Raw genomic sequence first — 26,521 nt, forward strand, 5'->3', positions numbered from 1 at the left:
GGCGTTTGTGCATCGAGAATTGCTGAAAGGGCCGCCCGATGGGCGGCCCTTTTGCGTTGCGGGTGTCCTGAAGCGCCGGCCGTTTCGGCGCTCCGGCCGTCTCAGACGATGACGAAATCGAGATGCGTCAGCGCCAGGTCCGATGCGAGGGAGGCGAACTGGACGCGGCCGCCGCCGGCATTTCCGTTGGAATCGTAGAACAGGCGTCCCGCATCCTTTTCGTAGATGATCCGGTCGGAAGCGTCGGCGGCCTGGCCGCTCGAATTGGAGCGGAATGCGGATGCGGCAAGCGTCCCGGCTCCGCCGAGCGCAGCGAAGATGGCATTCTCCAGCAGGATCGTGTCACTCGGCACATAGAAGTCGGTGATATGGTCGATATTGCTGGCGGCACTCGGGGCGGTGTTGAACAGGAAGGAATCCCTGCCTGTATTGCCCGTGAGCGTGTCGAATCCGGCGTTGCCGGCCAGTAGGTCGTTTCCCGCGGCGCCGTTTATGACGTTGTTGCCCGAATTGCCGATCAGCCGGTCGGCGTGCGAGGATCCGGCGAGGTTCTCGATCGAGGAGTAAGTGTCGCCCTTTGCGTCGCCCGTATTGGTCCAGGGCGAGGCAAGGCGCGCGATCACGCCAGCGGTCGCTCCGGCATAGGAAGCGGTGTCGAGCCCGGCACCGCCCACGAGCGCATCCGCACCCGCCCGGCCAACAAGAACGTCGTTGCCGGAAGAGCCGCTGAGCCGGTTCTTGCCGCTGTTGCCGTAGAGGACGTCTCCAAACGCCGAGCCGGTCAGATTCTCGATCGCCGTATAGGTGTCGCCTGCCGCTTCGCCGGTATTGCCGCCCGGATTGGTCAGGTTGGCCCTGACGCCGGCGGCGGCGTAGAGATAGGATGCGGTGTCGCTGCCCGTTCCACCGTCAAGCTTGTCGGCGCCGAGGCCGCCGATCAGCAGGTCGTCAGCTGCGCGCCCGAACAGTTCGTCGTCGCCTGCACCGGCGCTGAGACGGTTGCCGACGCCGGACCCTGTCAGGATGTCGTCGCCGTCGCCTGAGACCGCGTTCTCGACGCTGGAGAGGTCGATGGTGCCGGTGTTGCCGGGCGTATAGGTGAATTCGCCGGACGTGAGGTTGATGAAGGCGTTGAAGCCGGCGAACACAACGGTCGAGGTGTCGAACGTATCCGAGCCGGCGCCGCCGAAGAACGCTTCGCCTGTCCCGCCCGTCCAGCCGACGAGGATGGAGAAGCGATCGTTGCCGTCATTGCCGTAGACGACATCGACGCCGGAACCTCCTTCCAGCGTATCGTTGCCCGCACCGCCGTGCAGCGTATCGTTGCCGGCGCCGCCCTTCAGCGTGTCGTTTCCGTCGTCACCATAAAGGGTGTCGGCGCCGGTCCCGCCGTCGATACTGTCATTGCCGGCATTCCCGCGCAGCACGTTCTCTGCGGCGTTGCCCGTCATCGTGTCGTTGTTCGAGCCACCATTGGCGTTTTCGATCAGGGACCGTGAATCCCCATTGAACTGGAAGGCGTTGAAGACGTTGCCGCGCGCAAATCCATTGTTGGGACCGCCGCCGAGGAAGGCGAGCTGGGCCGCGGAGAAAGTGGAGCTTTCGCCGGGCCTGAGGTCGATCCGCATCGCTGTGGTGTAGTTGGAGAGATTGTAGGTATCGATGCCGTTACCGTCCCAGATGGTGGAAAAGATGCGGTTGGCGCCGGGCGAAATGGCAAGGCCACCGTTGATATAGGCCTGCCCTGTGGACGGGTTCCAGGTGTAGACGGTGTTGCCGCTGTTGACGTTGAAATCGGCGCCATACATCGTCTGCAGGGCGAGGATGTCGATCATCATGTAGGTCTGCGGGGCGCCGAACGCCTCGTAGTCGTAGCCGCCCGTCGTATCGCCGATGTAGCTGGAGTAGGTCATCACGGTGAATTCGATGGAGTTGTATGACGCCGGCACCGCCGTGTTTCCGGGGCCGCCCGCCTGATGGCCATGTTTCAGGCCGAGCGAATGTCCGAGTTCATGAAACATGGTGTGCCAGGCATAGTTTCCGGCGATCGGGTTCTTGAGACTGTTGGACGTCCCGTCATAGGCGTTGCCGAAAAACGTATCGCCGCCGTAGACGTTGCTTGCGGGATAGAAGGCATAGGCAGTGCCAGCGTCGCCCGAATTGGCCGCGCGGATCGTCGAGTTTCCCGTTCCGGAACCCTGATAGTCGATAGCCAGGTTGGTGAATGCCTCCACGGAAAAGGCTGTCGCGGCGGAAAGCTGCGTGTAGACGGCCTGGTTCAGGGCGGCGTGAAGGGCGAGCCGTTGTGCGGCCGTGAATTGGGAGAAGCCCTCCAACTGGGCGCTGATGCCGTTGCCGTTCTGGTCGGAATTGTATCCGGTCTGATAGTCGGCAGACGAATCCGTGTCGCTGTAGGTGATCAGCGACTGACTCCAGCGCGTGCCAATCAGGACGCCGTCGATGATGGCATTGCCGGTCGCGGCAACGGCGACCGCCGTCGAGAGGCTGCCGTTCTCGTTCGGCAGTTGCGTCGCGTCGACTCCGAACCGCTGGGTCGAAATGGCGTCGTCGGCCTGGTCGGGACCTACCGGAAACTGGCTCGCGCTGGCGACGGTTGCCCGCTCCGCCACAGGCATGAGCCTCAGATCCGGCAGACCGGAGTTGCCGATGCCGTCGCTGAACGGAGCAACCGACGCGTCGATGTGGAAGGTCAGCCCGGCCCGGGCCGCCTTGGCGGCTTCCTGATGCGATGCGGACAATATGTCATCGGAAGATGCATCGTCGAACAGGATCGAATTCATGCGCGCTATTATGGTCATAACTCCTCCTTTGTCGCGCCGCGCGGTAGCCCGGCAACGCAACTCGGTTCCACGAATGTCCATGTAGCTTTGGTCGAAGAATCCTGGCCGCGATGAAGGTCGCCCTTGGCTCAGGTCGCCTGACTGTCAGAGGAGCGGCCGGTAAGCACGGTCGGAGTTCCCAGGCAGATGCTTCTTTTCCCTCCTATGGATCGAGACAAGCGATACAGTCGCTCGCCGCGTGGCGGGCGCGTCGCTCGGAATGCCTGAAACAGGTTTGTTCGGCCTCAATTGCGCCGGATGAAATCAATAAATTAGCCTAAGCTAAATCACCTAGGCAGACAACAAATTTGCGTGAATACCTCTCGATCCAAGAGCGGAAACTCAGGCGTACGATTTTTAAAATTTGCGCAAAAATAGTGGCCTAAACTCACGTATTAAAGTGAAAATTTAGTATCGGAGTAACGTCATGATCGGCGGAATGCGTTCAAGTCCTACTGCGGGATTTTATGCAGCGATATGTATCTTCGCCCTTGTCGGCTCCGGTTTAGGCAAGGCGGGAACGGTCATCGCGATGGACACACCTCCGGATCCCGACAAAGCCGTCGCCGCCGAATACCAGCGTGTGCAGGATTCGGGGACGGCGGAGGCATATGCGCTGTTCATCGAGCGTCACCCCGATCATCCGCTTGCCGCCGAAGCGCGCAAGATGTTGGAGCGCCTTTCGGCCAAATAGCCGGCACCGGCGCGCCCGGGATCTGGCGCGCCGCGAAGATTTTCTGTCGGATCAGCTTGCCGAGGACAGGCACTGCTTCAACGAGTTCGCGAGGCCACGCATCAGGTCGAAATAGAGTGACGGGCCTTCCGTCAGCGTTCCCGCTTCCGGATCGAGCGTGCCGGCCTTTGCCGGCGTTCCCTCAAGCACGACATTGACGAGCTTCGGTTCGAACTGCGGCTCTGCGAAGACGCAGGTCGCGCCGAGATCGACGACCTTCTGGCGAATCTGTGAGACGCGTTCGGCACCGGGTATGGTTTCCGGGCTGACCGTGATCGATCCGACCACTTTCACGCCATAACGGTGCTCGAAATACTGGTAGGCGTCGTGAAAGACGATAAAGGGCTTGTCCTTCACAAGGGCGATCGTGTCGGCGATTTCCGCATCCAGGGCGTCGATGTTCGCGTCGAGGGCTGCGAGGTTCGCCTTGTACGTTGTCGCGTTCGCTGGGTCCTTTGCCGACAGGGCTTTCTCGACTTCCGTCGCAATCGCCTTTGCATTCATCGGATCGAGCCACAGATGCGTGTCGAAGGCGCCTTCATGCGAATGCTCATCGTGGTCATGGCCCTTTTCGGCTGCGTGCTCTCTGCCATGGTCATGGTCGGCCTCGCCATGCTCATGCCCCCCGCCTTCGCCTTCGTGGCCGTGATCATGCGTCTCGAAAGCGCCGCCTTCGCGGAATTTCAGCTTCTCCAGTCCGGGTGCATCCTCGAGTTCGACGACCGTCGCATTGCTGCCAAGCGCCTCGAGAGGCTTCTCCAGGAACGCTTCCAACCCGTGCCCGACCCAGAACACCACGTCGGCGTCCTGAAGGGCTGCGGCATTGGACGGCTTGAGCGAATAGGTGTGCGGCGATGCCGCGCCCTCGACGATCAGCTTCGGCTCGCCGACGCCCTGCATGATCGAGGCGACAAGCGAGTGGATCGGCTTGATCGAAACGACGACGTTGGGCGCTTCTGCCCGGGCGTTACCGGCTGCGGCGAAGAGCAGGGCGGTGGAAAGCAGGAGATGAGACATCTTCATTATGGGAAACTCCGTATCGCAGGGCGTGTAATGTTATTACATAAGTTGCGTTATGCTATAACGTGTGCCATAGCAAGAGGCAATCGAGCATCCGGACGATACAAATGCTGCAGACCAATCCATCCACATCGCCGCCGCCGCTGGTTTCGTTGTCGGCCGCCGGTGTCCGCCGCAAGGGCCGCTGGCTGGTGCGCGGCGTCGATTTTTCCATCGCGCGGGGCGAGATTGTCACGCTCATCGGGCCGAACGGCTCGGGAAAATCGACAACCGCCAAGATGGCGATCGGCGTTACGCGGCCGGATGAGGGGCACGTGACCCGCATTCCCAGTCTGCGCGTCGGCTACGTGCCGCAGAAGCTTGCGATCGACTGGACGATGCCGCTCACCGTGGACCGTCTTATGACGCTGACGCAGCCCTTGCGCGGCCGCGATATCGATGCGGCTCTGGAGGCGACCGGTATCCGCCATCTGGCCCGCGCCGAGGTCCAGCACCTTTCCGGTGGTGAGTTCCAGCGTGCGCTGCTGGCGCGCGCCATCGCCCGCAAGCCCGACCTGCTCGTCCTGGACGAACCGGTGCAGGGCGTCGATTTTGCCGGCGAGATCGCCCTGTATGACCTGATCAAGACCATCAGGAATACGACGGGTTGCGGCATCCTGCTGATTTCCCACGATCTTCATGTGGTCATGGCGGAAACTGATACCGTAATCTGCCTCAACGGCCATGTCTGTTGCCGCGGCACGCCGGAGGCGGTGAGCCGTAGCCCGGAATATCTGCGCCTGTTCGGCGCGCGTGCGGGCCAGACGCTGGCGTTCTACAGCCATCACCACGATCACACCCATCTTCCCGATGGCCGCGTGCTGCATTCCGACGGCACGGTCACCGATCACTGCCACCCCGACGACGGTCACCATCATGAGGACAGCCTGCCGGTCGGCCGGGCTGGTCCGATGCGGATCGTCCACGCCCACGGGCCGAACTGCGGCTGTGGCGATCATGGAGACGAGAAACCGGAGGGGAATCCGGGCACGCTTCAGGAGCGCGGCGATGCTTGACGATTTCTTCATCCGCGCACTTCTCGCTGGAACCGGTCTGGCGCTGACCACGGGGCCTCTCGGATGCTTCGTCATCTGGCGGCGCATGGCCTATTTCGGTGATACGATGGCCCATTCCGCGCTGCTCGGTGTCGCGCTGTCGCTGTTGTTCCAGATGAACCTCACGATCAGCGTCTTTGCCGTTGCCGCGATCGTCTCGCTGGCGCTGCTGCTGCTTCAGAAGCGCGGTTCGCTGTCCACCGATGCGCTGCTCGGCATCCTTTCCCATGCCACGCTCGCAACGGGCCTCGTGATCGTCTCCTTCATGACCTGGGTCCGGATCGACCTCGTCGGCTTCCTCTTCGGCGACATCCTCGCCGTCACGCCGCAGGATGTCAGCCTCGTGTGGGGCGGGGGGATTCTCGTGCTCTTTGCCATCGTCTATCTGTGGCGACCGCTGATTGCCTCGACCGTCAATCCCGAGCTTGCCGCCGCCGAGGGGCTTGAGCCGGAGCGTGCGCGCCTTGCCTTCATGCTGCTGATGGCGCTGGTGATCGCGATCGCGATGAAGATCGTGGGGATTCTGCTGATCACCTCACTGCTCATCATCCCGGCGGCGACCGCGCGCCGCTTCTCGGCAAGCCCGGAAGTCATGGCGGTGGTTGCGTCTCTTCTCGGCGCCATAGCCGTTGCCGGCGGTCTTTTCGGATCGCTGAAATTCGATACCCCGTCCGGGCCGTCGATCGTCGTCGCGGCGCTGGCAATCTTCCTTTTCAGCCTCTTGCCGTGGCGCCGCCGCGCAGAGGAAGGCGCCATACAGCCAGATACCGGAGGACACCACTGATGACGTCCACGCAACTGACCCGCAACCAGACACTCGTGCTGGGCGCGCTGTCGCAATCCGAGGCGCCGCTGAGCGCCTATACGATCCTCGACAAGCTCCGCGGCGAGGGGTTTCGGGCCCCGCTGCAGGTCTATCGGGCGCTCGAAAAGCTGCTGGAATTCGGCCTCGTCCACCGCCTGGAAAGCATCAACGCCTTCGTCGCCTGCGCCCATCCGCATCAGGATTGCTGCTCGCACGGCCTGACCGCTTTCACCATCTGCGAGAGTTGCGGCAAGGTCACCGAATTCCACGACCACGTGATCGAGGAACGACTTGCCGGCTTCGCCCGCGACAGGAACTTCAAGCCCGGCAAGACGACGATCGAAATCCGCGGCCACTGCGACGGTTGCGCCTGACGATGCGTCGCGCGGAAAACGGTTTAGGCGACGGCTTTAAGTCTTTGTTTTTGCGTATGTCGTAGTCGAAAAACGCTGCGTGCCATGACAAACATGCGGGCGGCGGCTGTACGGCAGCGTCAATCAATCCGTCGCAGTTCCGCCTTGAAGCGCTTCCAGTTTCGCACATAGCCCTCGGCGGATTTCCGCAATCCGGCGATCTGTTCTTCGTCCAGCGTGCGAACGACGCGGGCGGGTGAACCGACGATCAGGGAATTGTCCGGAAACACCTTTCCCTCCGTCACAAGCGCGTTGGCGCCGACGAGGCAGTTGTTGCCGATCACAGCCCCGTTCAGAACCGTGGCGCCCATGCCGACCAGGGAATTGTTCCCGATCGTGCAGCCATGGATGATCGCGCCGTGGCCGATGGTGCAGCCTTCGCCGATCTGGACCGGCTTGCCGGGATCGGTATGGACGATGGTGCCTTCCTGGATGTTCGTCCGGGCGCCAAGCACGATCGGTTCGTTGTCGCCGCGAAGGGTGGCGCCGAACCAGATTCCGACGTCTGGCCCGATTTCGACCTTGCCCATCACATGCGCATCCGGCGCCACCCAGTAGCGGTCGTCGTCGGGCAGGGTGGGGGCGTGTTCGCCGAGGGCATAAAGCGGCATGGACAGATCCTCAGATGACGGTAAGCGAAAGGGTGGCAATGCCATCGACGCCGCAGGCGATGCGGTCGCCGCGCCGGACGGGGCCGACGCCAGCCGGCGTCCCGGTGAAGATGACGTCACCCGGCGCGAGCGCGAAAAGCTTGGAGAGTTCGGCGATGATCTCGGGCACCTTCCAGCTCATCTGGCCGAGATCGCCGTCCTGCCTGACCACGTCGTTGACCTCCAGCCAGATCCGTCCCGTCGCGGGATGGCCGCTGCGCGAAGCCGGCACTACCGGGGAGACGGGCGCGGAATGCTCGAAAGCCTTCGCAGCCGTCCACGGCTTGCCCGCCGTCTTGGCTGCCGCCTGCAGGTCGCGGCGGGTGAAGTCGATGCCGACGCCATAGCCGTAGACCAGCGAAAGCGCATCGGCCGCATCGACGTCGTTGCCGCCGGACTTCAGGAATACCACCAGTTCCACCTCGTGATGGACGTCCTCCGAGCGCGGCGGATAGGGAAAGCCCTGGCCGGCCGGCAGCAGGTTGTCCGGGTTCTTCTGGAAGAAGAACGGTGCCTCGCGCGTCGGGTCGCCTCCCATTTCCACCACGTGGTGGGCATAGTTGCGACCGACACAATAGACGCGGCGGACCGGAAAGCTCTGGTCCGTGCCTTCGATGGGCAGCACCGTGGGCGGGGTGGCGGGAAAAGCCAGCGGCATGACGTGTTCTCCCCTTGCTGTCGATTCTCGCGCCACATTACCACCGCGCGCGGCGATGCGGACAGGAATTGATCGTAAATTGGGTCCGCGAGGGGCGATCGCGTTTGGGATCTAAACCGCGACGGCGGATAGGACTTCGCCATTGCAGCCGCTGGAAAAAGACATCCTTGCCTGCGGTGGTCCGCAGCAGCGCGCCCTCGATAAGGATCGATAGCGTTACGGCCGGACGAGAATCATCTGATTCCCGGCGCAGCGGAAAAATGCACGTCCTGGTATCGGATTTTCACGCCTGGATTGGTCAGTTTCATCCTATAAGAGTGTCATTTTTGCCGCATTGCCACGAGAAGCATTTGTTGATGCATCGCCACACGTGCATTCCGCTTGGCCCGGTGGGAGAGCGCCAATAAACCTCTTGTGTCACGACATGCGTCCAAAAATCAGCATTCGTTGTCGACGGCTTGAGCGGATTTGGGGGGGACACGTGTTCGCAAAGGGAGTTCTTCTGACGGTTTCGGCCGTCTGCGTTGTTGTACTGTCGTCGGGTGCCCGTGCTGCGGATCAGACGCTTTCGGCACCTGCGGCGTCCTGGTCCGGTTGCTATGTCGGCGCCAATGTCGGTTACGCTCGCGCGGATTCCGACGTGACGGACGCGCCTTTCCGTGACGGTGCCTATGCCGGCAGCGGCTTTTCCTGGAATGCCGCCGGTGCCCCCTACGACACCTTCGGGACGGACGACGCCGGTATCGCAGGCGGCGTCGAAGCCGGATGCGACCGCCAGTTCGATCTCGGCGGCAACGCCTTCGTCCTGGGCGGAGTAATTGATTTCTCGCTCACCAATCTTGGCGGAACCCGAACCTCTGCGATCAGCAGCGACACCCATGCCGGCTTCGACGTCGACTGGACGGCGAGCGCGCGACTGCGGGCCGGCATCGCTGCCTCCGACGTGCTGCTCTATGTGACCGGCGGCTATGCGCTCGCCAACATCGACGTGCGTGCCTACGACCGGACCTTGCCGACGGTGATGGATGTTTCCGGTGGCGGGACGGAGAACGGCTGGGTGGCGGGCGGCGGCGTCGAGTGGCGGTTCAAGCCGGACTGGTCGGTCGGGCTTGAATACCTGCACTACGATTTCGGCAAGGTGACGGCCACAGGGGCTGCGACCTTCCCCTCGGAGGCCTATCCGCGCTTCGAAAACGACGTGACCTTCGACACGATCCGCATCGGACTGAAGTGGCGGATGTAGCCGCCGACATCCGTTTTATACCAACGTCCCGGACAGCCCCGCTGGAGCAAAGTCACCATGGCCCTGCCTGAAACACTGGACTTCGACGACATCGCACTCCCCGACGGCATGTACAGCTATGGTGAGAGCCAGCGCCAGTTCGGCAACTGGACCGTCACGCTCTATGACGGTAACGGCAACATCGCGGATCCGCTGAATAATTTTCTCGACGTGACCAACGATCCCGCCCCGACCGATCTTGCCGGTTCCGGCGACAACGCGCTGATCGTTAATGGCTTCTATGGGCAGTCAGCGGCGGCAAGCTTCGCTTCGACGGGCGGGGACGCGTTCTGGCTGGAGAGTTTCCACATCCAGAACTACGGGATGGACGGCTCGCTGCCTGCGGCGACGGTGTGGGTGGTCGGCTATCGCGACGGCGTGGAGCTGGATCGCATGTCCTTGATCCTCGGCGCGGACCCGGTGCTGGTCAGCCCGACGGGTACGGCCTGGCGCAGCATCGACGAATTTCGCATCGTGCAGGATGAGACCGGTGAGACAGGGGGCGAGTTCCAGCCGGCGGACATCGCCTTCTCCATCGATGACATCGTCGTTGCGGCGCCCGTGCCGACCGCCAGCATCGTCGTTGCCGACGGCGCCTTGACGGCCGGCGAGACCTCGCTCGTCACCATCACCTTCAGCGAGGCCGTTACCGGCTTCACCAACGCCGACCTGACGGTGGAAAACGGAACGTTGAGCTTCGTTTCCTCCAGCGACGGCGGCGTCACCTGGACGGCAACATTCACCCCGACTGCGAGCATTACCGACGCCACCAATGTGATCACGCTGGACAATAGTGGCATTTCCACCATTGCCGGCAATGCCGGTATCGGAACGACCACTTCGAACAACTATGCGATCGACACGCAGCGTCCGACCGCGACGATTGTGGTGGCGGATACGGCGCTTAGGATCGGCGAGACCTCGCAGGTGACGATCACCTTCAGTGAGGCTGTCACCGGCTTCACCCTCGCGGACCTGACAGCCCAGGGAGGGGCGTTGAGTGGCCTCTCGACGAGCGACAACATCGTCTATACCGCGACGTTCACGCCGTCTGCGAGCTATTCTGACACGACCAATCTGATCACGCTGGACAACAGCGGCGTTGTCGACGGGGCCGGAAATGCCGGGACCGGCACGACGAACTCGAACAACTATGCGATCGACACGCTGCGCCCGGCCGCAACGATCGTGATTTCAGACACTGCGCTGACTGCTGGCGAGACCTCGCTCGTGACGATCACCTTCAGCGAGGCCGTTACCGGCTTCACCAACGCCGACCTGACGGTAGAAAACGGAACGTTGAGCGTCCTTTCCTCCAGCGACGGCGGCATCACCTGGACCGCGACGTTCACCCCATCTGCGAGCATCACCGACACCACCAACGTGATCACGCTGGACAATACCGGTGTTGCCGACGCTGCCGGCAATGCCGGGACTGGAGCGACCACCTCGAACAACTATGAGATCGACACGGTGCGTCCGACGGCGACGATTGTGGTCGGGGACACGGCGTTGAGGATCGGCGAGACCTCGACGGTGACGATCACCTTCAGCGAGGCCGTCTCCGGCTTCGACAACGCCGACCTGACGGTCGAAAACGGAACGTTGAGCGCCGTTTCCTCCACCGATGGCGGCATCACCTGGACGGCGACGTTCACGCCATCTGCGAGCACCACCGACGCCACCAACGTGATCACGCTGGACAATAGTGGTGTTGCCAACTTTGGCAATGCCGGGACCGGGACGACGACCTCGAACAACTACGCGATCGACACGCAGCGGCCGACAGCAACGATCGTGATGACGGATACGGCACTGGCGATCGGCGAGACCTCGCTGGTGACGATTACCTTCAGCGAGGCTGTCACCGGCCTCACCAACGCCGACCTGACGGTGGAAAACGGTACGTTGACCGCCGTTTCCTCCAGCGACGGCGGCATCACCTGGATGGCGACGTTCACGCCATCGGCGAGCATCGCCGACACCAGCAACGTGATCACGCTGGACAATACCGGTATCGCCGACGCTGCCGGCAATGCCGGGACCGGCACGACGACCTCGAACAACTACGCGATAGACGGCGTCCGTCCGACTGCGACGATCGGGGTGGCGGATACGGCTCTGGCGGCCGGCGAGACCTCGCAGGTGACGATCACTTTCAGCGAGGCTGTCACCGGCTTTACCAACGCCGACCTGACGGTGGAAAACGGAACGCTGAGCGCTGTTTCCTCCAGTGATGGCGGCATCACCTGGATGGCGACGTTCACGCCATCAGCGAGCATCACCGACACCAGCAACGTGATCACGCTGGACAATACCGGGATCGCCGACGCTGCCGGCAATGCCGGGACCGGCACGACCATTTCGAACAACTACGCGATCGACACGACTGCACCGGTGGTGACGTCGGTGGGCGTTCCCCTGAATGGCACTTATTCGACGAGCCAGCACCTGGACTTCACTGTCAACCTCAGCGAAGCCGTCATGGTCAACACGGGTGGTGGCACGCCACAGCTTGCGGTGACGCTCGACACCGGCGGGACCGTCTATGCGTCCTATCTATCTGGCAGCGGTACCAACTCGCTGGTCTTCCGTCTGACCGTGAGCGCCGGTCAGGAGGACACGAACGGCATTTCGCTGGGGGGGCTTAGCCTGAACGGCGGCACGATCAAGGATACCGGCGGCAACGACACGGTCCTGGCGCTGAACAATGTGTACTCCACAAGCGGTGTCCTGGTTGACGCCCGCGGCCCGACGGCCATGATCGACGTCGCCGACACGGTCCTGACACCGGGCGAGACCTCGCTTGTCACCATCACCTTCAGCGAGGCCGTCGCTGACCTCTCCACTGGGGTTTTCGTCGTTGCCAACGGCACGCTCAGCGGGCTCACTTCGTCCGATGGCGGCATCACCTGGACGGCGACGCTGACGCCTGCCGCCGGCATTTCCGACGCCACCAACGTCATCACGCTCTACAACAGCCTTGTCGCCGATCTCTCCGGCAATGCCGGCATCGGCACGACGACATCGAACAACTATGCCGTCGACCTGGGCGTCGTGCCCAACCAGCCGCCCGTCCTGACCGGGGATCTGGAGGCGACGGTGAAGGAGGGCGGCAGCTACACGCTGACGACCGCCGATCTCTCTTTCAGCGATTCCGACGACGGCGCCTCCGGTGTCCGCTTCACCGTCTCCGGCCCGTCGGCCGGCAAGATCCACGTGAACGGCAAGGCGGCAACGAGCTTCACCGGCGCCGAGCTTGCCGCCGGCAAGGTGACGTTCGTCCATGACGGCTCCGAGACGAGCAAGGCCTCGTTCAAGGTGTTCGTCGAGGACGGCAACGAGGACGGCTCGACGCCCGTAACCTCGGCCTTCAACTTCGCCGTGACCCCGGTGAACGATGCGCCCGTCCTGACAGGCGACCTGAAGGCGACGGTGAAGGAGGGGGGCAGCTACACGCTGACCAAGGCCGATCTGTCCTTCAGCGATCCCGACGATGGCGCCTCCGGCGTCCGCTTCACCGTCTCCGGCCAGTCGGCCGGCAAGGTCCACGTGAACGGCAAGGTGGCAACGAGCTTCACCGGCGCCGAGCTTGCCGCCGGCAAGGTGACGTTCGTCCATGACGGCTCCGAGACGAGCAAGGCCTCGTTCAAGGTGTTCGTCGAGGATGGCAACGAGGACGGCTCGACGCCCGTAAACTCGGCCTTCAACTTCGTCGTGACGCCGGTGAACGATGCGCCCGTCCTGACAGGCGACCTCAAGGCTGCGGTGGACGAGGGGGGCAGCTACACGCTGACCAAGTCCGACCTCTATTTCACCGACCCCGACGACGGCGCCTCCGGCGTCCGCTTCACCGTCTCCGGCCAGTCGGCCGGCAAGATCCAGGTGAACGGCAAGACGGCAACGAGCTTCACCGGCGCCGAGCTTGCCGCCGGCAAGGTGACGTTCGTCCATGACGGCTCCGAGACGAGCAAGGCCTCGTTCAAGGTGTTCATCGAGGATGGCAACGAGGACGGCTCGACGCCCGTAACCTCGGCCTTCAACTTCGCCGTGACCCCGGTGAACGATGCGCCCGTCCTGACCGGAGACCTGAAGGCGACGGTGAAGGAGGGGGGCAGCTACACGCTGACCAAGTCCGACCTCTATTTCACCGACTCCGACGACGGCGCCTCCGGCGTCCGCTTCACCGTCTCCGGCCAGTCGGCCGGCAAGATCCAGGTGAACGGCAAGGCGGCGACGAGCTTTACCGGCGCCGAGCTTGCGGCCGGCAAGGTGACGTTCGTCCACAACGGCTCCGAGACGACCAAGGCCTCGTTCAAGGTGTTCGTCGAGGATGGCAACGAGGACGGCTCGAAGCCTGTCGCCAAAACTTTCGACTTCGCCGTGACGCCGGTGAACGACGCGCCGAAACTGGTGATGAAGCAGGTGCTGAAGTCGATCGCGGAAGATGCCTCGACCGGATCGGCACGCAAGGTGGCCACGCTTTCCATCTCCGATCCCGACGGTGGCGGCAACAACAAGTTGTCACTGAAGGGGTCCGACGCCAAGTTCTTCGAGATCAAGAACGGTGCACTCTGGTTGAAGAAGGGCGCCAAGCTCGATCACGACGGCAATCCGTCGCTCAACGTGACCGTCCGTCTCGACGATCCTTCGATCGGCAAGAGCTACGAGGCATCTAAGACCTTTAAGGTTTCGGTCTCCGAGGGCGCACCAAAACCTGGCACCTCCGGCAGCGACAAAATCGTCGGGACGTCCGGCAACGACGTTTTGAACGGCAAGGGTGGCAACGACGTGATCCTGGGCGGCGCGGGCAACGACCGCCTGATTGGCGGTACCGGTGCCGATACGTTGACGGGCGGGGCGGGACGCGACGTCTTCATCTTCACCTCGGAGAAGGACAGCGCTCCCGGTCAGTCCGGTTTCGTCAACAACAGCGGCTACAACCCACAGTCGGGCGATGGCAAGCGAGATCTCATCACCGACTTCGTCCACGGCAAGGACAAGCTCGACGTGTCCCAGATTGACGCCAACGACAAGACCGCAGGCGATCAGGCTTTCACCTGGCGCGGCAAGAACGACTTCACCGGCAAGGTGGGCGAACTGATCTACCGCATCTTCGACGAGAAGGGCACCAAGGATGACCGCACCATCGTCTACGGCGACACCGACCACGACGGCCGAGCCGACTTCCAGTTCGAACTGGCGGGGATCATCAACCTGACGAAATCCGACTTCATCCTCTGACGCACAGGATCCCGAAAGCTGGAAATCGCTTTCGGGATCGGCACGTGTGGGATCTGCGGCGACCGGCAATGTAGTGAGGAACTGGCCCCGTTGTGCTCATTGCGCTCGACCAGGAGACGCCTCCGGTATAAAGCCAACTCATCGGAGGCGTCCGCGCAGCGGCAAGAATTGCATGCTGCCACATCCTTTTATCTATATTCTGGTCCCCAAGCCGCCCGCATCTCCGTTCTCAAAGGGCGTCAGAGGTCTGACGGCCATGCCCGCTTCCATGGACGCGGCCACGAAGGCCTCTCGCGCGATCGCGAGAGGGGCTGTGCTATCAAGCGATGCTCTGCACAGAACAATTGCGCGGTCGTAATTTTGGCCCCTCCGTGAGGGCCATTCATTTTCGAGAAAGTCGAGCGCGTCGTAGGGGCCATGGAACACGCGCTGAATGCCGCAAGGTAATGAAACGTTGACCACGACCGACCAAGGATTATCTGAAAGCATGGTATCCTCCTTTTAAAGTGCTCAAAGGAAGTCAGCAGTCCGAGAACGAAAAAAAGGTCGACGGAATTACCGCCGACCGTAATTTTTCGAAGCATTCAAGCAATCTGTCGTGGTCAACAGATGATTCGTTTTAACACATAATTTTTGTTGCTCGATCAATATATTGTGATATTTCGCGTGTTCTCGTTATTGTTCCGGCTTATTCGCCGGTGGCGATATTCCTCTTTCAAAACAGGAAATCACCCTTTGCCAGCGACAGGGCATCATCGAGGTGGATCGCAAAGTCAGCCTTTTTGTCGCCGTTGACGTCGCCATAAATGTAAGTGTCCGACTTCGATTTGGAGTAGCGGACCTCGCCCGGATCCCCGGTGAACGATTTAGATCCGACAAACTCGAATGCCTGATCACCGGATTTCTTCGTGTTGGCGTCGATCTCCCTCAAATCAATCTTGTCGCCCTGCTTCTTGCTGAAATCGAAAATCGTGTCGCGACCATTTGCTTTGACTGTGGAGTCTTTGGTCGATGTGAAGACGAAAAGGTCTTTTCCTCCCCCTCCATAGAGATCGTCGGCCCCACGCAAGCCTGTCATTTTGTCACTTCCGCCATTGCCTCGAAGCGTATTGTTTTCCGAGTTGCCCAGAAGCGTGTCGTTCCTGGTTCCGCCCGAGACGTTCTCAAAATTGCGGATGAGGAATATTCCATCCCCCGTGTCAACAACGTCACTGACGGACAGGTCGATGTTCAGACCGCGGGTAAATGCCGACATGTTCAAAGTGTCAGAGTTCCGGTCGGCACCGGAAGAAACACCCGATCCGCCATCGACAATGACGAATTGGTCGGCGTCGGCCAACTTCTTCAGGATTACAGTGTCAGCGTCACGGTTGCCGAAAATCGCGTCAGCCCCTCCGGAACCGACGGTGATGGTGTCAGACCCTCTGCTCCCAACGATAGTTCCAATCCAGCCCGATGAAGTGGTGATCTTGTCGTTTCCCCGCCCTGCATCAATGCTTTCCACCTCGGCCAGCGCAGCGATCTTTATAATATCACGGTCGCCGCCGGCGCGAATGTTTCCAGCACCGCCAGAACCGATAGTGACCTGGTTGTCACCGTGACCGACAGATAGATAATCGACGAAGCCGGCGCCCGTCTTTACGATGTCATTTCCGGCTCCGAGTTCGACCAGGCCGGCTCCGGCCGCGCCGAGTGTTACTATTTCGGCATTTCCGCTGCCTTTGATTATGTCGACGTATGTCTTGTTCAGCTTTGCAACGCTCTTCCCCGCATCGTCCAGAGAGCCCAGAAGGAGGTACCCGATGCTGCCGCCAGATCCGGAAGTGGCATCTTTGATGCTGGCTTTCACCTGTCCTGTGAAACGGAACATATCAATGTTCCAGCCACCACCTTTTAGGGTATATGTTGCAGTGCGCACCGGTAGAGAGTCTTCGACCCAGGTGTCCACGTAGAGGAGCCACTTTCCGCTCCAACTATAGTCATCGACGCCGACACTAAATGGCGTTGTACCATCGAGTGTGACACTGATGTTTGATGTCAGTGTAGTCATTTGAATTCCCCCAATCCCCTGGCATTTCGAATCCATAGACAAAAAATCTACGGGCTGCTCACTTTACGTGCGTCGATCTGCAAATCAACGTTGAAAATGGAAAAAGATTCGCGCATAGTCTGTCATTGGGGCGCGATCTCATCGGGGGATTCTTGGCTCCGAGCAACATCGGTCTGTTCTCAGGACGAAGCGGTTGGGGTATATTTCCAACATGCTGTCCGGTGGCGGGGGGCGTGCCGATGAGACGTCGCGGTGCAGTTGGAAGTCCGCTTCTTGCCGGATGCGTTCTTGTGTGCATTACGGCGGCGGTTGTCTCCCTGTGTTTCTTCGTGATGTTGAAATCCTACGGACCCTTGGTGGTCGCCGCTTCAATTTATTCCGAGGTCCGTTGAGGAATTCCGTTGGCGGACCGATCAATCGGGACCGCGCGCCGCCACGTCATTGATTTCGAACAGGGGCGACACTCCGTCCTGTCGCGGATCGCTCGAAATCCTTTTCCCGGGCTGACCATGCGATGGCGCCTTGCTCAGCAAGTAACGCCTCGCGTTATGCCCGTCTGTGCGGTACAAGCCTTTGACCCATCGCGCGACGCCCGCGCTCGGCTATGGCGCCGATGCTGCATGGCCCGGCCAACTCCTGCGGCACAGCAATTCTATGGCAGAAATAGGCGTGGCAGCGGGTGGAACGATCAAATGAAACATACACAAATTCCGGCAAGTGACTGAAATGTATAGACATTCTATAAGAACGGGGACCAAGATCTTCGCCACGGCGCCGATGATCGACTGGTCTGAAGTGGGGAAAAAATATAATAAAAACAATGTCTAAGTATATCTTGTAGCAAAATTGTAGCTGAATAAATGAGTCGAGTTGAGTGAATGTCCTGCACCTACGGTGCCGGATGCTAGATACCCGGTACGCAGGTAACATTCGTCGCGTTGGATGATTTGTCGAGCGCACTTTAGCTGTTGATTAGACCAGTCATCCCGATTTCGATAGTTGGTGCTAACGATCACAGGCACTAACCTCTCATCTGCGCTTTGCGCCTCTATGGTGGACCACAGCTATCGGGACTTAGGGCAGAAACCAATGAATGCACGTATACTGTCGACGATGTCCAGCGGTCAGACATTCATGCTGCTGCTATCGTTAATGTGCGTTGCCGCATTTTCTCTAATTATGCTGCTCTTCCGTGATTGGTACGTTCAGGTTATTAGTTCTTCACTGCTCCTGCTGATATTAATTCTCGGATCTAGGATAGCGCTTCCACCTGAGGCGCATCGGATGAAGTCAGTCCGATACGCTATCTGGATGTTCGGTGGAGTTCTCCTTCTTGTTGCTGGGCTGAGAACGCATCTGGACGCTCTGGCAATTGTCGTTGTTGCCAATTTCTCACCGGAATTTGCGTCTGTGGTGGAGAGGAACCCGATAATCGCGCCAACCAGTACTGTGGTGGCGGCCGCTGTAGTCATGCTCGTTGCCGTGCTGTGGTTTTTTCGAGATCAGGCCCCTCTTGGCGTGATTGCCCCTGACAAAATGATTCGTCAGGCAAGCTATCTCGAGCGCAGATCAGCCTTCGTAGCGGTTTTGAAGTCCCGCTTGGAGCAACTGGATGATGAACTTCGTTGGCATCACAACTATTTTGTTGCGTTGCGCGCTGAAGTTGATGTGCGTAACGCGAAACTGAACCGCCGACGCGTCGGTGATTTAGTGGAAGCTATTAAAATTAATCAGGACGCAGACGTATTTGTTGTTGTCGGCGTGCCTGGGGCCGGGAAAAGTGTAGCTTTACGCAAATGCTGCATGGACTTGCTCACCACTCAGCGACCGAATGAGCGGATTCCGATATATGTGAACCTTAAGGAATGGAGCTCAATACGACGTTGGTCAGCGGATGAACCTCCGACCGATGACGAGTTTTCCCATTTTGTTCGGTCCAATATCCGGGATCGTTTGCCAGATATCACTCGCGCGTTTTTCGATGAGCATTTTGAGCGCATGGTTGATGCGGGTGAGCTGTTTTTTATGTTCGACAGCTTCGACGAAATACCTGGGGTGCTGGACGCGGATGAGACTTCTCGTTTGTTGGATTCTGTTTCGGCGGTGATTGTTCGTTATCTGCGTGGACAGGCGGGGAGCCGAGGTGTAATTGCGTCGCGTTACTATCGTCGTCCCCGTCTCGGTCAATTGCGACACGTTCAGCTTGATGTTCGGCCGTTTAGTGAGCAGCAAATATCGCAAGCTGTTGCCAAAGGTGCGAGTAGGCCACAAGAGCTGAGGCAGATTTTATTTGTCGACCGCCCGGATCTTGGAGCTCTTGCCAGAAATCCATTTTCATTTAGTTTAATTTTGTTGTACTGGGAAAGTAGACTTGAGGCCCCGCCCAATCAATCGGCGGTTTATTCTGCCTATATCGAGGAAAGCCTGAAGAACGCTCAGGAGAGCTTGGATGCAGCTGGCCTCAACGCTGACGCCCTACGCTTGGCGATGGCCGCCATCGCGTGGGCAATGTTTGAAAGCGACCGACGCGGTTTGGAGATGACGGTTGCAGAGCTGCGGGCCGCTTTGGTGCGCGACGACGTCGATGTCATCGTTGATACACTTGTATCGGCAAAGCTCGCACGCAAAGCTCCCCGGACACAGGCCGTCAGTTTTGTTCATCGGCGCTTCAACGAATATTTCCTGGTGGCCCGCTGGCTATCCGGAGAGCGGGAGCCTCCGTTCGAGGCGATTCCTACCGACAGTCGCTACAGAGATGCCCTCGTCCTATATGCAGAAGTCGCTGACGAGGTTGAGGCGAAACGCTTAGCCGCATTTTGTTGGCAGCAAATTGCTTCCGCGCCAAGGAATCCAATTGAAAATGCGAGCAGTGCGATGCGGGCGATATACGCACTGCGCTTTCTAAGTGAAGCATTTCGTGCACTTCCCGGCCCAATTGAGCCTTTTCGTGGGGAACTAGGTCACCACGTGCTCGCTGTAGTCCGTAGCAGTGATGACATCCTCACCAGAAAGATCGCTGTGGAGGCTGTGGGATTACTTGATCCGGTTGATGCAGAGGCTGTCCTTCTTTTTGCTTTGTCACGCGACAACCGATGGATTACGGATACCGCTTTGTTCGCTTGTCGTTATTTGCCTGCTCTTTCTCCGTTAGTTGTAAATGCCTTGGTTGTTGATTTGGCTTCGCGAGCACAAAATTGGATTCTTGTGCCTGATCGTGAGTTTAAGTTTGCATTGGGAGTAGCTGATGCGTTTGGCGAACTGCGGTGTCGGTTTCGCCGCCTCCGGGTTGAAATGTGGCTTGGCGTCATATTGGGTGCCTTTTGTCTCGGGTTTCTGGAGTACCGAATGTGGGGGTTGGGTTGGTCAGTTTTGATTGCGATGGTTTGTATTGCGACAGTGATGAACTTATTCGTTGCGGCAGGGGCAAACGCAGCAGACAGCGGTAGAAATAGCTTAGGCACAGCACGACGTAGCGCACAGTTTATTGGAGGACGGCGTTCATTCGTAAATGGAATGGCCCGTACAATTATTACGAAAATTGCTTTGAGAGACTTAAAGCGCCAAAAACTGACTAATATTCATAGTACATTAAATAAAACGTTGACCATTGCTCGTACTGAGCCAGCAATGAGAATGCTTAACATTATAACAAAGGGAGCTATTGATGGAATAATTGGCATAGTCCGCACACTTCCATTATTCTCGGCGATGATTATGTTTGTTGTTTTGGCATCCATTCAACGTAAATCAATAGATCCCGATTCACCATTAAATGCACTTAAAGAAAATTATAATGATAGGTTGGTATTTTCTGCATTTGTATTTTTATATTTTATGTTGTCAGTTTTTAGGTATTATTCAATTTTTGGTGCAATAGATTATAATATACGTCGAGTATGCAAGATTATTTTTATTTCATCGTTGTATATAGCTGGATTGGCAGCGGTGACGATGTTTGTATTATGGATTGCAATGTTGTTTACATATTTTAGATATGTATTATCCGGGGTTGTCTTCCTTTCCTGCGCAGCCATTTCTTTGGACTTTGCTGGCGCATTCCTCGACTATTTTAAAGGATGGCATAGTGATCGACGCAGGTTTGCAGAGGCGACAGGTCGCTTTAATCCTAGTCGCGAAGTTATCGCCGCTTCATTTGAGTCCTTCGCAACCTCGGCTGCAAGGTTGCGCTACGTGGAATGGGTGGAGCAAGAATCTGCCGCCACGCGGAATCAGCTTGTATTGGCGAATATCGCCGGCAATCCTTGGCCTGAAGATCGCCGTCCAAACTTTGGAGATGATGAAGGAAGTATATTGCTGGCGCGTCTTGATGCTCGTTGGGTGGGTCTTGAGGCGTAAGAAGATATGTCGTCAATAGAGATATATCACCAATGAAGCTGCCTAAGCTCCTTCAGTGCAGGCAATATCACGCCCAATGAATTCGTAGTGGAAATCGCTCTGGAAAAACAGGTCGCATAAGGCGAGAGTAAAAATCTAAGGCTCTCCCGAGTACTGGAGGGAACCAGGAGCTTGGGTCAGAGTATATGGGGTGGTTGATTGCGAAGCGTAAAATTGATAGCGGAACGCGTAGAGGGCGTTGCTAAGGCGATAGGTGCGGTCTTGGCTATCTTGGCAATGTTGGCATTTATTTTTCCTCCATTGGAGACTTCCTTGAAGATCGTAACCGCATGGCGCTTCGGTGCAAGTGGCTATGTTTATTATGAAATTGGCAAAGACCTGATGCCTACAGGGGATAGTGATCTTTTCCTTCTTGAACCCGGAAAAGGAACATACGAGGAGCTATCTATAGGCGATAAGCTGCAAGCAGGATCATGGGTTCATTTTAGGGAGAGCCCCACTACAGCATCACGGGCTCGATTTGTTCTCCAAAGAGGTGATTGTGTGGTCGTTTTGAAAGCAGATAAACCGTTTGCTGTGACTGACGCCCTGTCCGGTGGTTGGGTCTATGTTGCGACCACAGCATGCGGACTGTTCCAATGATTGCAGTCGCTTGAGGGATAAAGGCATAAGAGGCGCAAAGGCATAGAAAGAAGCCTTATGTCGCCGGTATGTCACCAACATATTGGTACGCCAAAGACTACTTTGGCCGCTCGTTCTGGAGAGGGAGATCCGCTTGACTCCGTCCATCGAGCCATACCTGATCAAATGAGGCGAGCAGGCTTTTGACCACAACGGGGTTCTCGACGAGATATACATTCTCGACGTTATGCCCGAATGCGGCATCCGTTAAATTTGCAGAGCCAACGAGGATGGTCGGCGATCGGCCTTCCGCTTCAAATACGATGATTTTGAGGTGTAAGAAGTTTCCGAGCAATTTCGCGTTTGGATTTGAGTTATCCAAATTGTTGGTCGCAAGGTATCGAACTTCGGCGCCTGCATCGATGAGCGGTCTAAGCCAAACATCTCGCTCGTACTGCCTGTTCATAAATTCCCCGTCACCGCTCCGAGCACCAGACGTGGAGGCCCCGACATAGAGCAGATCGTCGTCTCTCAATACACGAAATGCTGTCCCTCGCTTAGTCGCCTGGAGAAACATGTCGCGCAGTAGCAATGAATCTGCCGATTGAACGGCGACCGATACGCGGGAACTTCCACCGAGCAGGAACGAAATTCTATTCGTAAGCTTTGAACGATCGAAGGGAAGTAAAAACTGCGTGACTCCGATGGATGTCCCCGCATCCAGAGATGCAGCACACTTGTAGTATCTACGAGCGGCATCAGTATACGAGGTGATGGGCTTCCCATCCTCGTCCGTGAATGCTCCAAATGCACACTGGTGCCAGTCGTGGATCGGGGTGCTTCCCGGGGTCGTCTCCTTGAATAGAATGCTAACGTCGAAGTTGTATTCGCTGTTGCGCGTGGGATTTCCCGATGAAACCAACGTAACTGCCGTACCGTCTTCAAAGCGAGCTGTGACGAATTTCGGATGAAATTCAAGAAAATCGCCCTCTTGGCCCAAAAGAGAAAGCTCAATTTTGCGTACGCCGTTCTGATACGCGCAACCCACGACATCGTTTGGAACACGTTGATCTCTGGGTCTTTCCCGGCCTCGATCTATTGCACCTCGAACGCTGAGCGTTCTTTGGGTCATCATCTTGCAGAGTTGTTCGCCCCAGCCCTGGTGGGAAAATGCCCAAAAAGCGTATGTAATTTCCGTTGCAGTTTTATGTTTTACTGTGGCTTCAAATAATTGAAGCGCGTTTTGCCGGAGATTTTTGCTAAGGTCGGCATCCGAGCAAAAGCTTGTTATGTTGGGTAAGCCATTGCCATAGCTATACGGACCACAAAGAGGGCGGTTCATCCCAACTGCGATTGTGGTTTCTACTTCATTCTGCATATTATCCGCTGAAGCTTCACGGGGAGAGAGCGTACAATGCAGCGCAGCCAGCCAAAGAAAAAAGAACCGCATCCTTCGCGTCTCCTGATTAACACGAAACTCAATAAAATTGGGTTTGTCTCCATCCTCTTATGCCTATTATCACACATTGCCTATGCAGACGATAAGGTACGTATCCGATTAGCAACGTGGAATATCACGAACTTTACAATGGATGCCGGGAAAAGTTTATTTCCGGATCGCAGCTCGCCCCGCCTTCCTGTCGATTTAGAATTGATGGAGAAGTATTTCTTGATCACTGACGGCGATGTCGTCGCTCTTCAAGAAGTGGATTCCGGTAGATCAGCCCGGCAGTTTGTTGGTAAGGACTATCACGTTTATTCGGAACAGCGCGAATTCGATCGATCCAGGCGAGGCTCGCCAGATCTTTTTACGGCGGTTGCGGTGCGCAATACCGAAAAATTCGCTGCGAGCGCAGTTGAGGAACTGCCTGGACTAAGCGTGCGAATTAGTGAGAATGGTCTTGATACGTTCACCCGTGCAGGAATCGCGGTTACAATTTCTACGCAGCGGTCGAGCTTTATTTTTGTCTCTATCCATCTAAAAGCTGGATGCTATCTCAGTTCGGTATTTACACGACCCGATTGCCTTGTCTTGAGGCAGCAGTTTGAGACGCTCAGAAGCTGGCTTTCTTCAAAAATTGAGGCGGGGTATCGCAATTTTGTTATTGCCGGCGATTGGAATAGAAATTTTGTAAAGCTGGAGAAAAAAGACCTATTGCTTGACATTGTATACGAGCCGGCCTTGCAAGAAAATATTCCCGTATCACTACTGCATGGTGAAGCAGGGGCATGTTCTGTTCGAAAAAATATCTACGACTATATACTCGTTATAGGCGACATCGCAAAGGACGTTGCAAAGGTTCCGGTGACAACTGTCTCGCCGTCAGCGTACGAGCTTGCCACAGGAGCAGTATTGGGGGACCACTGTTCCATCGCTCTGGACCTTATTCTACCGAAATAGACAGTTTTCAAATCTCCCAGTAATCCACGATCAGATGCGATGGTCTTTCCGGGGCAATGGTTCGAAATCTTCATCCGGATCGGGATAGTCACGTGGATCACCGAAGGGCTTTTCAGGGTCATAATCTTGATCGGGGATCTCGCCGGGTTCTATCGGCGTGTCCCAGCTGTCGTCCCAGGGTATTAACCCCTCGCTCCGATCAAGATCAGGCATCTCGGGATCCCCTAGTTCTCCTTTTTCAACCAATGCGTCGTATGCTGCGGATACTGCTTCAAATATGTCTGTTTCGGGTTTATGTATTTCGTCGATATCACTCATGGGCACGTATATAGCTAATCGCCTCTGGCGATTGTCGCCCTGCAAGACGCCATTAGCAGTTAACGATTTTCGGAGACCTTCGGCGAGAGCGCTGCGACGGGATAATTGTTCGAATGCAAGTTTTATGAACTTCCGAGCTTCTTCCTCCGACGCTTTGTTTTGCCATGGGGTTTGAAGTGCGCGTCTAGCCAAGACATATTGTCTTGCTGTTACATGCATCGTTGCAGCAAGCACGAGCATGGCGTCTGACATATCCTCGCAATATTTCTCCACAAGTGCCGACTGTGCGGCGAACGCGCCGACAAGATCGATGATGCGAGCATCCAATCCATTGGTCTCGGCTACGGCTGGCACAGAGAATACCGCGGCTTCGGTTATGTCGGACTTCGTCAAGAGACAAAGTGCATCTACGTGTGCAGCGATTCCATTGGCGAGAACATCTTGCACTGATTCCATTCGTTTCTGCATACGTGAAAAAGCGTCTGAGTCCTCCCACTTGGTCTGACTGCATCGCACAAGCCAGCGATCCAGCAAAACCCAAGCGAAGACATCACGGGAGAGGAAAATCCATGGCTGTCTGGATTTTCCATCGTCAACTACCCGAAGTGCGCGGATGTCATCCTGTTTTGAACAAGCTTTACCTTCGAGCGGACTCATATTCGCCTCCTAACCCCGACAACGCCAGACGAAATAATCTATATCTCGATTGATACTATCTTCACTTTAGTGCCGTGCAAGTGAAAGTTGTTGTTTCTCGCGGGATAGGATTCGAGCGAATATGTTGAGGCGCACCTGAGCTTTGAAAGTGAGGGAATGTTGCGGCTTGCGGTAAATGAGGGCGTTGTTGGGTTTTGCCCGGTTACCGTCATGGAGATCAGGCAAGCGTTTCTATCGATGCAATTGCCTAAATTCCTTCAACGCTGCCTCGCGCCTCTTGTCGAGATATGTTGCGAGGTCATGTAGGTGGACGCCCTTCTGGCACTTCTGTGACGTCTCTGCCCGCACCACGGGAATTGCGATGTCGCCGGAGCCGACCTTGCGAAGGAACTTGTCTGGCGTCAGGTGACTGAAATAGTCGCGGCAGACCTCCTCGACTGGGATGATCGCCCGCCCACCATATTGCGCGAAAAGCAGGAACGAGGTGGAGAACCCTTCGGCGCCGAGTTGTGTCGCGGTCATGATTTTGCTGCTCCACTTTCGGCGACCACATAGCGTGCGGCAACGCATGAGAACGAGGGGTGGGGGAGGTGGCGGCGACGCTTGACAGGCGTAGCGGGCTCGGTTGATCTTGTCGCCAGGGGCAACTTTAGATTTCGGAGGGGGGCATGCGGGGACGCTTCTTGTGCGGCGCGGGGAGAGTGGCGATTGCAAGTGTGTTTTGCGGAGTTCTGTCGGCGTGTACCGCGCTTTACGACGCTCCCGATCCACGGGAGGAGGTCGAGGTCGACGTCGTTATCGCTCAACTGAAATGCGAGCTCGCACGTTATCTGACCAATTCCGACATCACAACCGGCGACAAACTTGGCGTGAAAGGCGGAAAGGCCGAAATCACACTTGGGCTCAACGTGGTGGTTACGGATACCGTTGACGCCTCGTTGAAGGCGCCCAAGCTCTTCGTCTTCCATACCGGCACTGCCGGACCGTCTGTGTCCGGTAGCCTGGCGGTCAAGCGTACCGTCAACACGAGCATGAAATTCACCGTCGAAGGCGGCGCCACGAACACCAAGGCTTGCGAGTACGTCAAGAACGTCAAGGGAGAGATCGGCCTCTACACGTTCCTTTCGACCCGCAGCAATCAGTTGCGGCAGATGCCCGTATACGAGCCGAAGGCGCGCATGAACGAGCTGAAATATGAATCGCTCTTCGCTGTCACCAAGAACGTCAAGGCCGGCGGCGGGACTGAACTCGTGTTCGTGCGGCTTGGCGCAGAGGCCAATTACACAAACGTCAGAGACGACGTGCAGAGCATCTCGGTCGTGATCAAATCCACCGGCGACATCGAATGGATGCTCCCGGGCTAGCAAGTTGGCTACTAA

The 26,521-nt window shown here is 57.7% G+C and carries 19 protein-coding genes; 10 read left to right on the forward strand and 9 right to left on the reverse strand.

Annotation, left to right across the window (positions count from 1 at the left end):
* Positions 1 to 101: 101 nt before the first annotated feature.
* Positions 102 to 2,819: a M10 family metallopeptidase gene (locus HV823_RS12340; protein ID WP_210270767.1), complete on the reverse strand. Its 2,718-nt coding sequence runs from the start codon at positions 2,817 to 2,819 to the stop codon at positions 102 to 104.
* A gap of 448 nt (positions 2,820 to 3,267) precedes the next feature.
* Between HV823_RS12340 and HV823_RS12345 the strand changes: the two genes are divergently transcribed.
* Positions 3,268 to 3,534, forward strand: coding sequence for a hypothetical protein (locus HV823_RS12345; protein ID WP_176949768.1), 267 nt, complete (start codon positions 3,268 to 3,270; stop codon positions 3,532 to 3,534).
* 51 nt (positions 3,535 to 3,585) lie between these two features.
* Here the strand turns inward: HV823_RS12345 and znuA are convergent, their stop codons facing one another.
* On the reverse strand, positions 3,586 to 4,596 hold the full coding sequence (gene znuA / locus HV823_RS12350; RefSeq protein ID WP_176950012.1) for a zinc ABC transporter substrate-binding protein ZnuA: 1,011 nt from the start codon (positions 4,594 to 4,596) through the stop codon (positions 3,586 to 3,588).
* 104 nt (positions 4,597 to 4,700) lie between these two features.
* Here znuA and HV823_RS12355 point away from each other — a divergent pair, with 104 nt between their 5' ends.
* From HV823_RS12355 to HV823_RS12365, 3 genes are read left to right on the forward strand one after another with little or no spacing between them, the layout of a single operon-like run.
* The gene (locus HV823_RS12355) at positions 4,701 to 5,648 is read left to right on the forward strand and encodes an ATP-binding cassette domain-containing protein (RefSeq protein ID WP_176950013.1); all 948 of its coding nucleotides are present in this window, start codon (positions 4,701 to 4,703) and stop codon (positions 5,646 to 5,648) included.
* Complete coding sequence (locus HV823_RS12360; protein ID WP_176950014.1) at positions 5,641 to 6,471, forward strand: iron chelate uptake ABC transporter family permease subunit; 831 nt, start codon at positions 5,641 to 5,643, stop codon at positions 6,469 to 6,471. Before HV823_RS12355 ends, HV823_RS12360 begins: the two co-directional genes overlap by 8 nt.
* The gene (locus tag HV823_RS12365; RefSeq protein ID WP_176950015.1) at positions 6,471 to 6,866 is read left to right on the forward strand and encodes a Fur family transcriptional regulator; all 396 of its coding nucleotides are present in this window, start codon (positions 6,471 to 6,473) and stop codon (positions 6,864 to 6,866) included. Before HV823_RS12360 ends, HV823_RS12365 begins: the two co-directional genes overlap by 1 nt.
* A gap of 119 nt (positions 6,867 to 6,985) precedes the next feature.
* Here the strand turns inward: HV823_RS12365 and HV823_RS12370 are convergent, their stop codons facing one another.
* Positions 6,986 to 7,516 (reverse strand): gamma carbonic anhydrase family protein, encoded by a 531-nt coding sequence (locus tag HV823_RS12370; protein ID WP_176950016.1) that lies wholly within the window; start codon positions 7,514 to 7,516, stop codon positions 6,986 to 6,988.
* A gap of 10 nt (positions 7,517 to 7,526) precedes the next feature.
* Positions 7,527 to 8,213, reverse strand: coding sequence for a fumarylacetoacetate hydrolase family protein (locus HV823_RS12375; protein WP_176950017.1), 687 nt, complete (start codon positions 8,211 to 8,213; stop codon positions 7,527 to 7,529).
* 481 nt (positions 8,214 to 8,694) lie between these two features.
* Here HV823_RS12375 and HV823_RS12380 point away from each other — a divergent pair, with 481 nt between their 5' ends.
* Both HV823_RS12380 and HV823_RS12385 read left to right on the forward strand, forming a co-directional pair.
* Positions 8,695 to 9,456, forward strand: a complete 762-nt coding sequence (locus HV823_RS12380; protein ID WP_176950018.1) for an outer membrane beta-barrel protein — start codon at positions 8,695 to 8,697, stop codon at positions 9,454 to 9,456.
* Between the two features lie 57 nt (positions 9,457 to 9,513).
* A complete protein-coding gene (locus tag HV823_RS12385; RefSeq protein WP_210270768.1) occupies positions 9,514 to 14,739 on the forward strand; it encodes an Ig-like domain-containing protein in 5,226 nt (1,741 codons plus the stop codon).
* 192 nt (positions 14,740 to 14,931) lie between these two features.
* On the opposite strand, the gene HV823_RS12400 is transcribed toward HV823_RS12385, so the two are convergent.
* Positions 14,932 to 15,228: a DUF982 domain-containing protein gene (locus tag HV823_RS12400; protein WP_176950019.1), complete on the reverse strand. Its 297-nt coding sequence runs from the start codon at positions 15,226 to 15,228 to the stop codon at positions 14,932 to 14,934.
* A gap of 226 nt (positions 15,229 to 15,454) precedes the next feature.
* Entirely contained in the window at positions 15,455 to 16,789 is a 1,335-nt protein-coding gene (locus HV823_RS12405) for a calcium-binding protein (RefSeq protein WP_176950020.1), read from the reverse strand.
* Between the two features lie 1,089 nt (positions 16,790 to 17,878).
* Between HV823_RS12405 and HV823_RS12410 the strand changes: the two genes are divergently transcribed.
* Together HV823_RS12410 and HV823_RS12415 are read left to right on the forward strand one after the other, a co-directional pair.
* Positions 17,879 to 21,145: an NACHT domain-containing protein gene (locus HV823_RS12410; RefSeq protein ID WP_176950021.1), complete on the forward strand. Its 3,267-nt coding sequence runs from the start codon at positions 17,879 to 17,881 to the stop codon at positions 21,143 to 21,145.
* A gap of 312 nt (positions 21,146 to 21,457) precedes the next feature.
* Complete coding sequence (locus HV823_RS12415; RefSeq protein ID WP_176950022.1) at positions 21,458 to 21,787, forward strand: hypothetical protein; 330 nt, start codon at positions 21,458 to 21,460, stop codon at positions 21,785 to 21,787.
* Between the two features lie 97 nt (positions 21,788 to 21,884).
* On the opposite strand, the gene HV823_RS12420 is transcribed toward HV823_RS12415, so the two are convergent.
* A complete protein-coding gene (locus HV823_RS12420; protein WP_176950023.1) occupies positions 21,885 to 23,216 on the reverse strand; it encodes a phospholipase D family protein in 1,332 nt (443 codons plus the stop codon).
* Between HV823_RS12420 and HV823_RS12425 the strand changes: the two genes are divergently transcribed.
* Positions 23,181 to 24,167 carry an exonuclease/endonuclease/phosphatase family protein gene (locus HV823_RS12425; protein WP_176950024.1) on the forward strand — a complete coding sequence of 329 codons (987 nt, stop codon included), beginning with the start codon at positions 23,181 to 23,183 and terminating at the stop codon, positions 24,165 to 24,167. The two genes, HV823_RS12420 and HV823_RS12425, sit on opposite strands and share 36 nt — an antisense overlap.
* A gap of 30 nt (positions 24,168 to 24,197) precedes the next feature.
* On the opposite strand, the gene HV823_RS12430 is transcribed toward HV823_RS12425, so the two are convergent.
* Together HV823_RS12430 and HV823_RS12435 are read right to left on the reverse strand one after the other, a co-directional pair.
* Complete coding sequence (locus HV823_RS12430; protein WP_176950025.1) at positions 24,198 to 25,142, reverse strand: hypothetical protein; 945 nt, start codon at positions 25,140 to 25,142, stop codon at positions 24,198 to 24,200.
* Positions 25,143 to 25,373: 231 nt separating this feature from the next.
* The gene (locus tag HV823_RS12435; RefSeq protein ID WP_176950026.1) at positions 25,374 to 25,664 is read right to left on the reverse strand and encodes a pyocin activator PrtN family protein; all 291 of its coding nucleotides are present in this window, start codon (positions 25,662 to 25,664) and stop codon (positions 25,374 to 25,376) included.
* Between the two features lie 179 nt (positions 25,665 to 25,843).
* On the opposite strand from HV823_RS12435, the gene HV823_RS12440 reads away from it, so the two are divergent.
* Positions 25,844 to 26,506, forward strand: coding sequence for a hypothetical protein (locus tag HV823_RS12440; protein WP_176950027.1), 663 nt, complete (start codon positions 25,844 to 25,846; stop codon positions 26,504 to 26,506).
* The last annotated feature ends 15 nt before the right edge of the window (positions 26,507 to 26,521 follow it).

This window comes from Mycoplana rhizolycopersici, from assembly GCF_013378445.1.
GTDB lineage: Bacteria > Pseudomonadota > Alphaproteobacteria > Rhizobiales > Rhizobiaceae > Mycoplana > Mycoplana rhizolycopersici.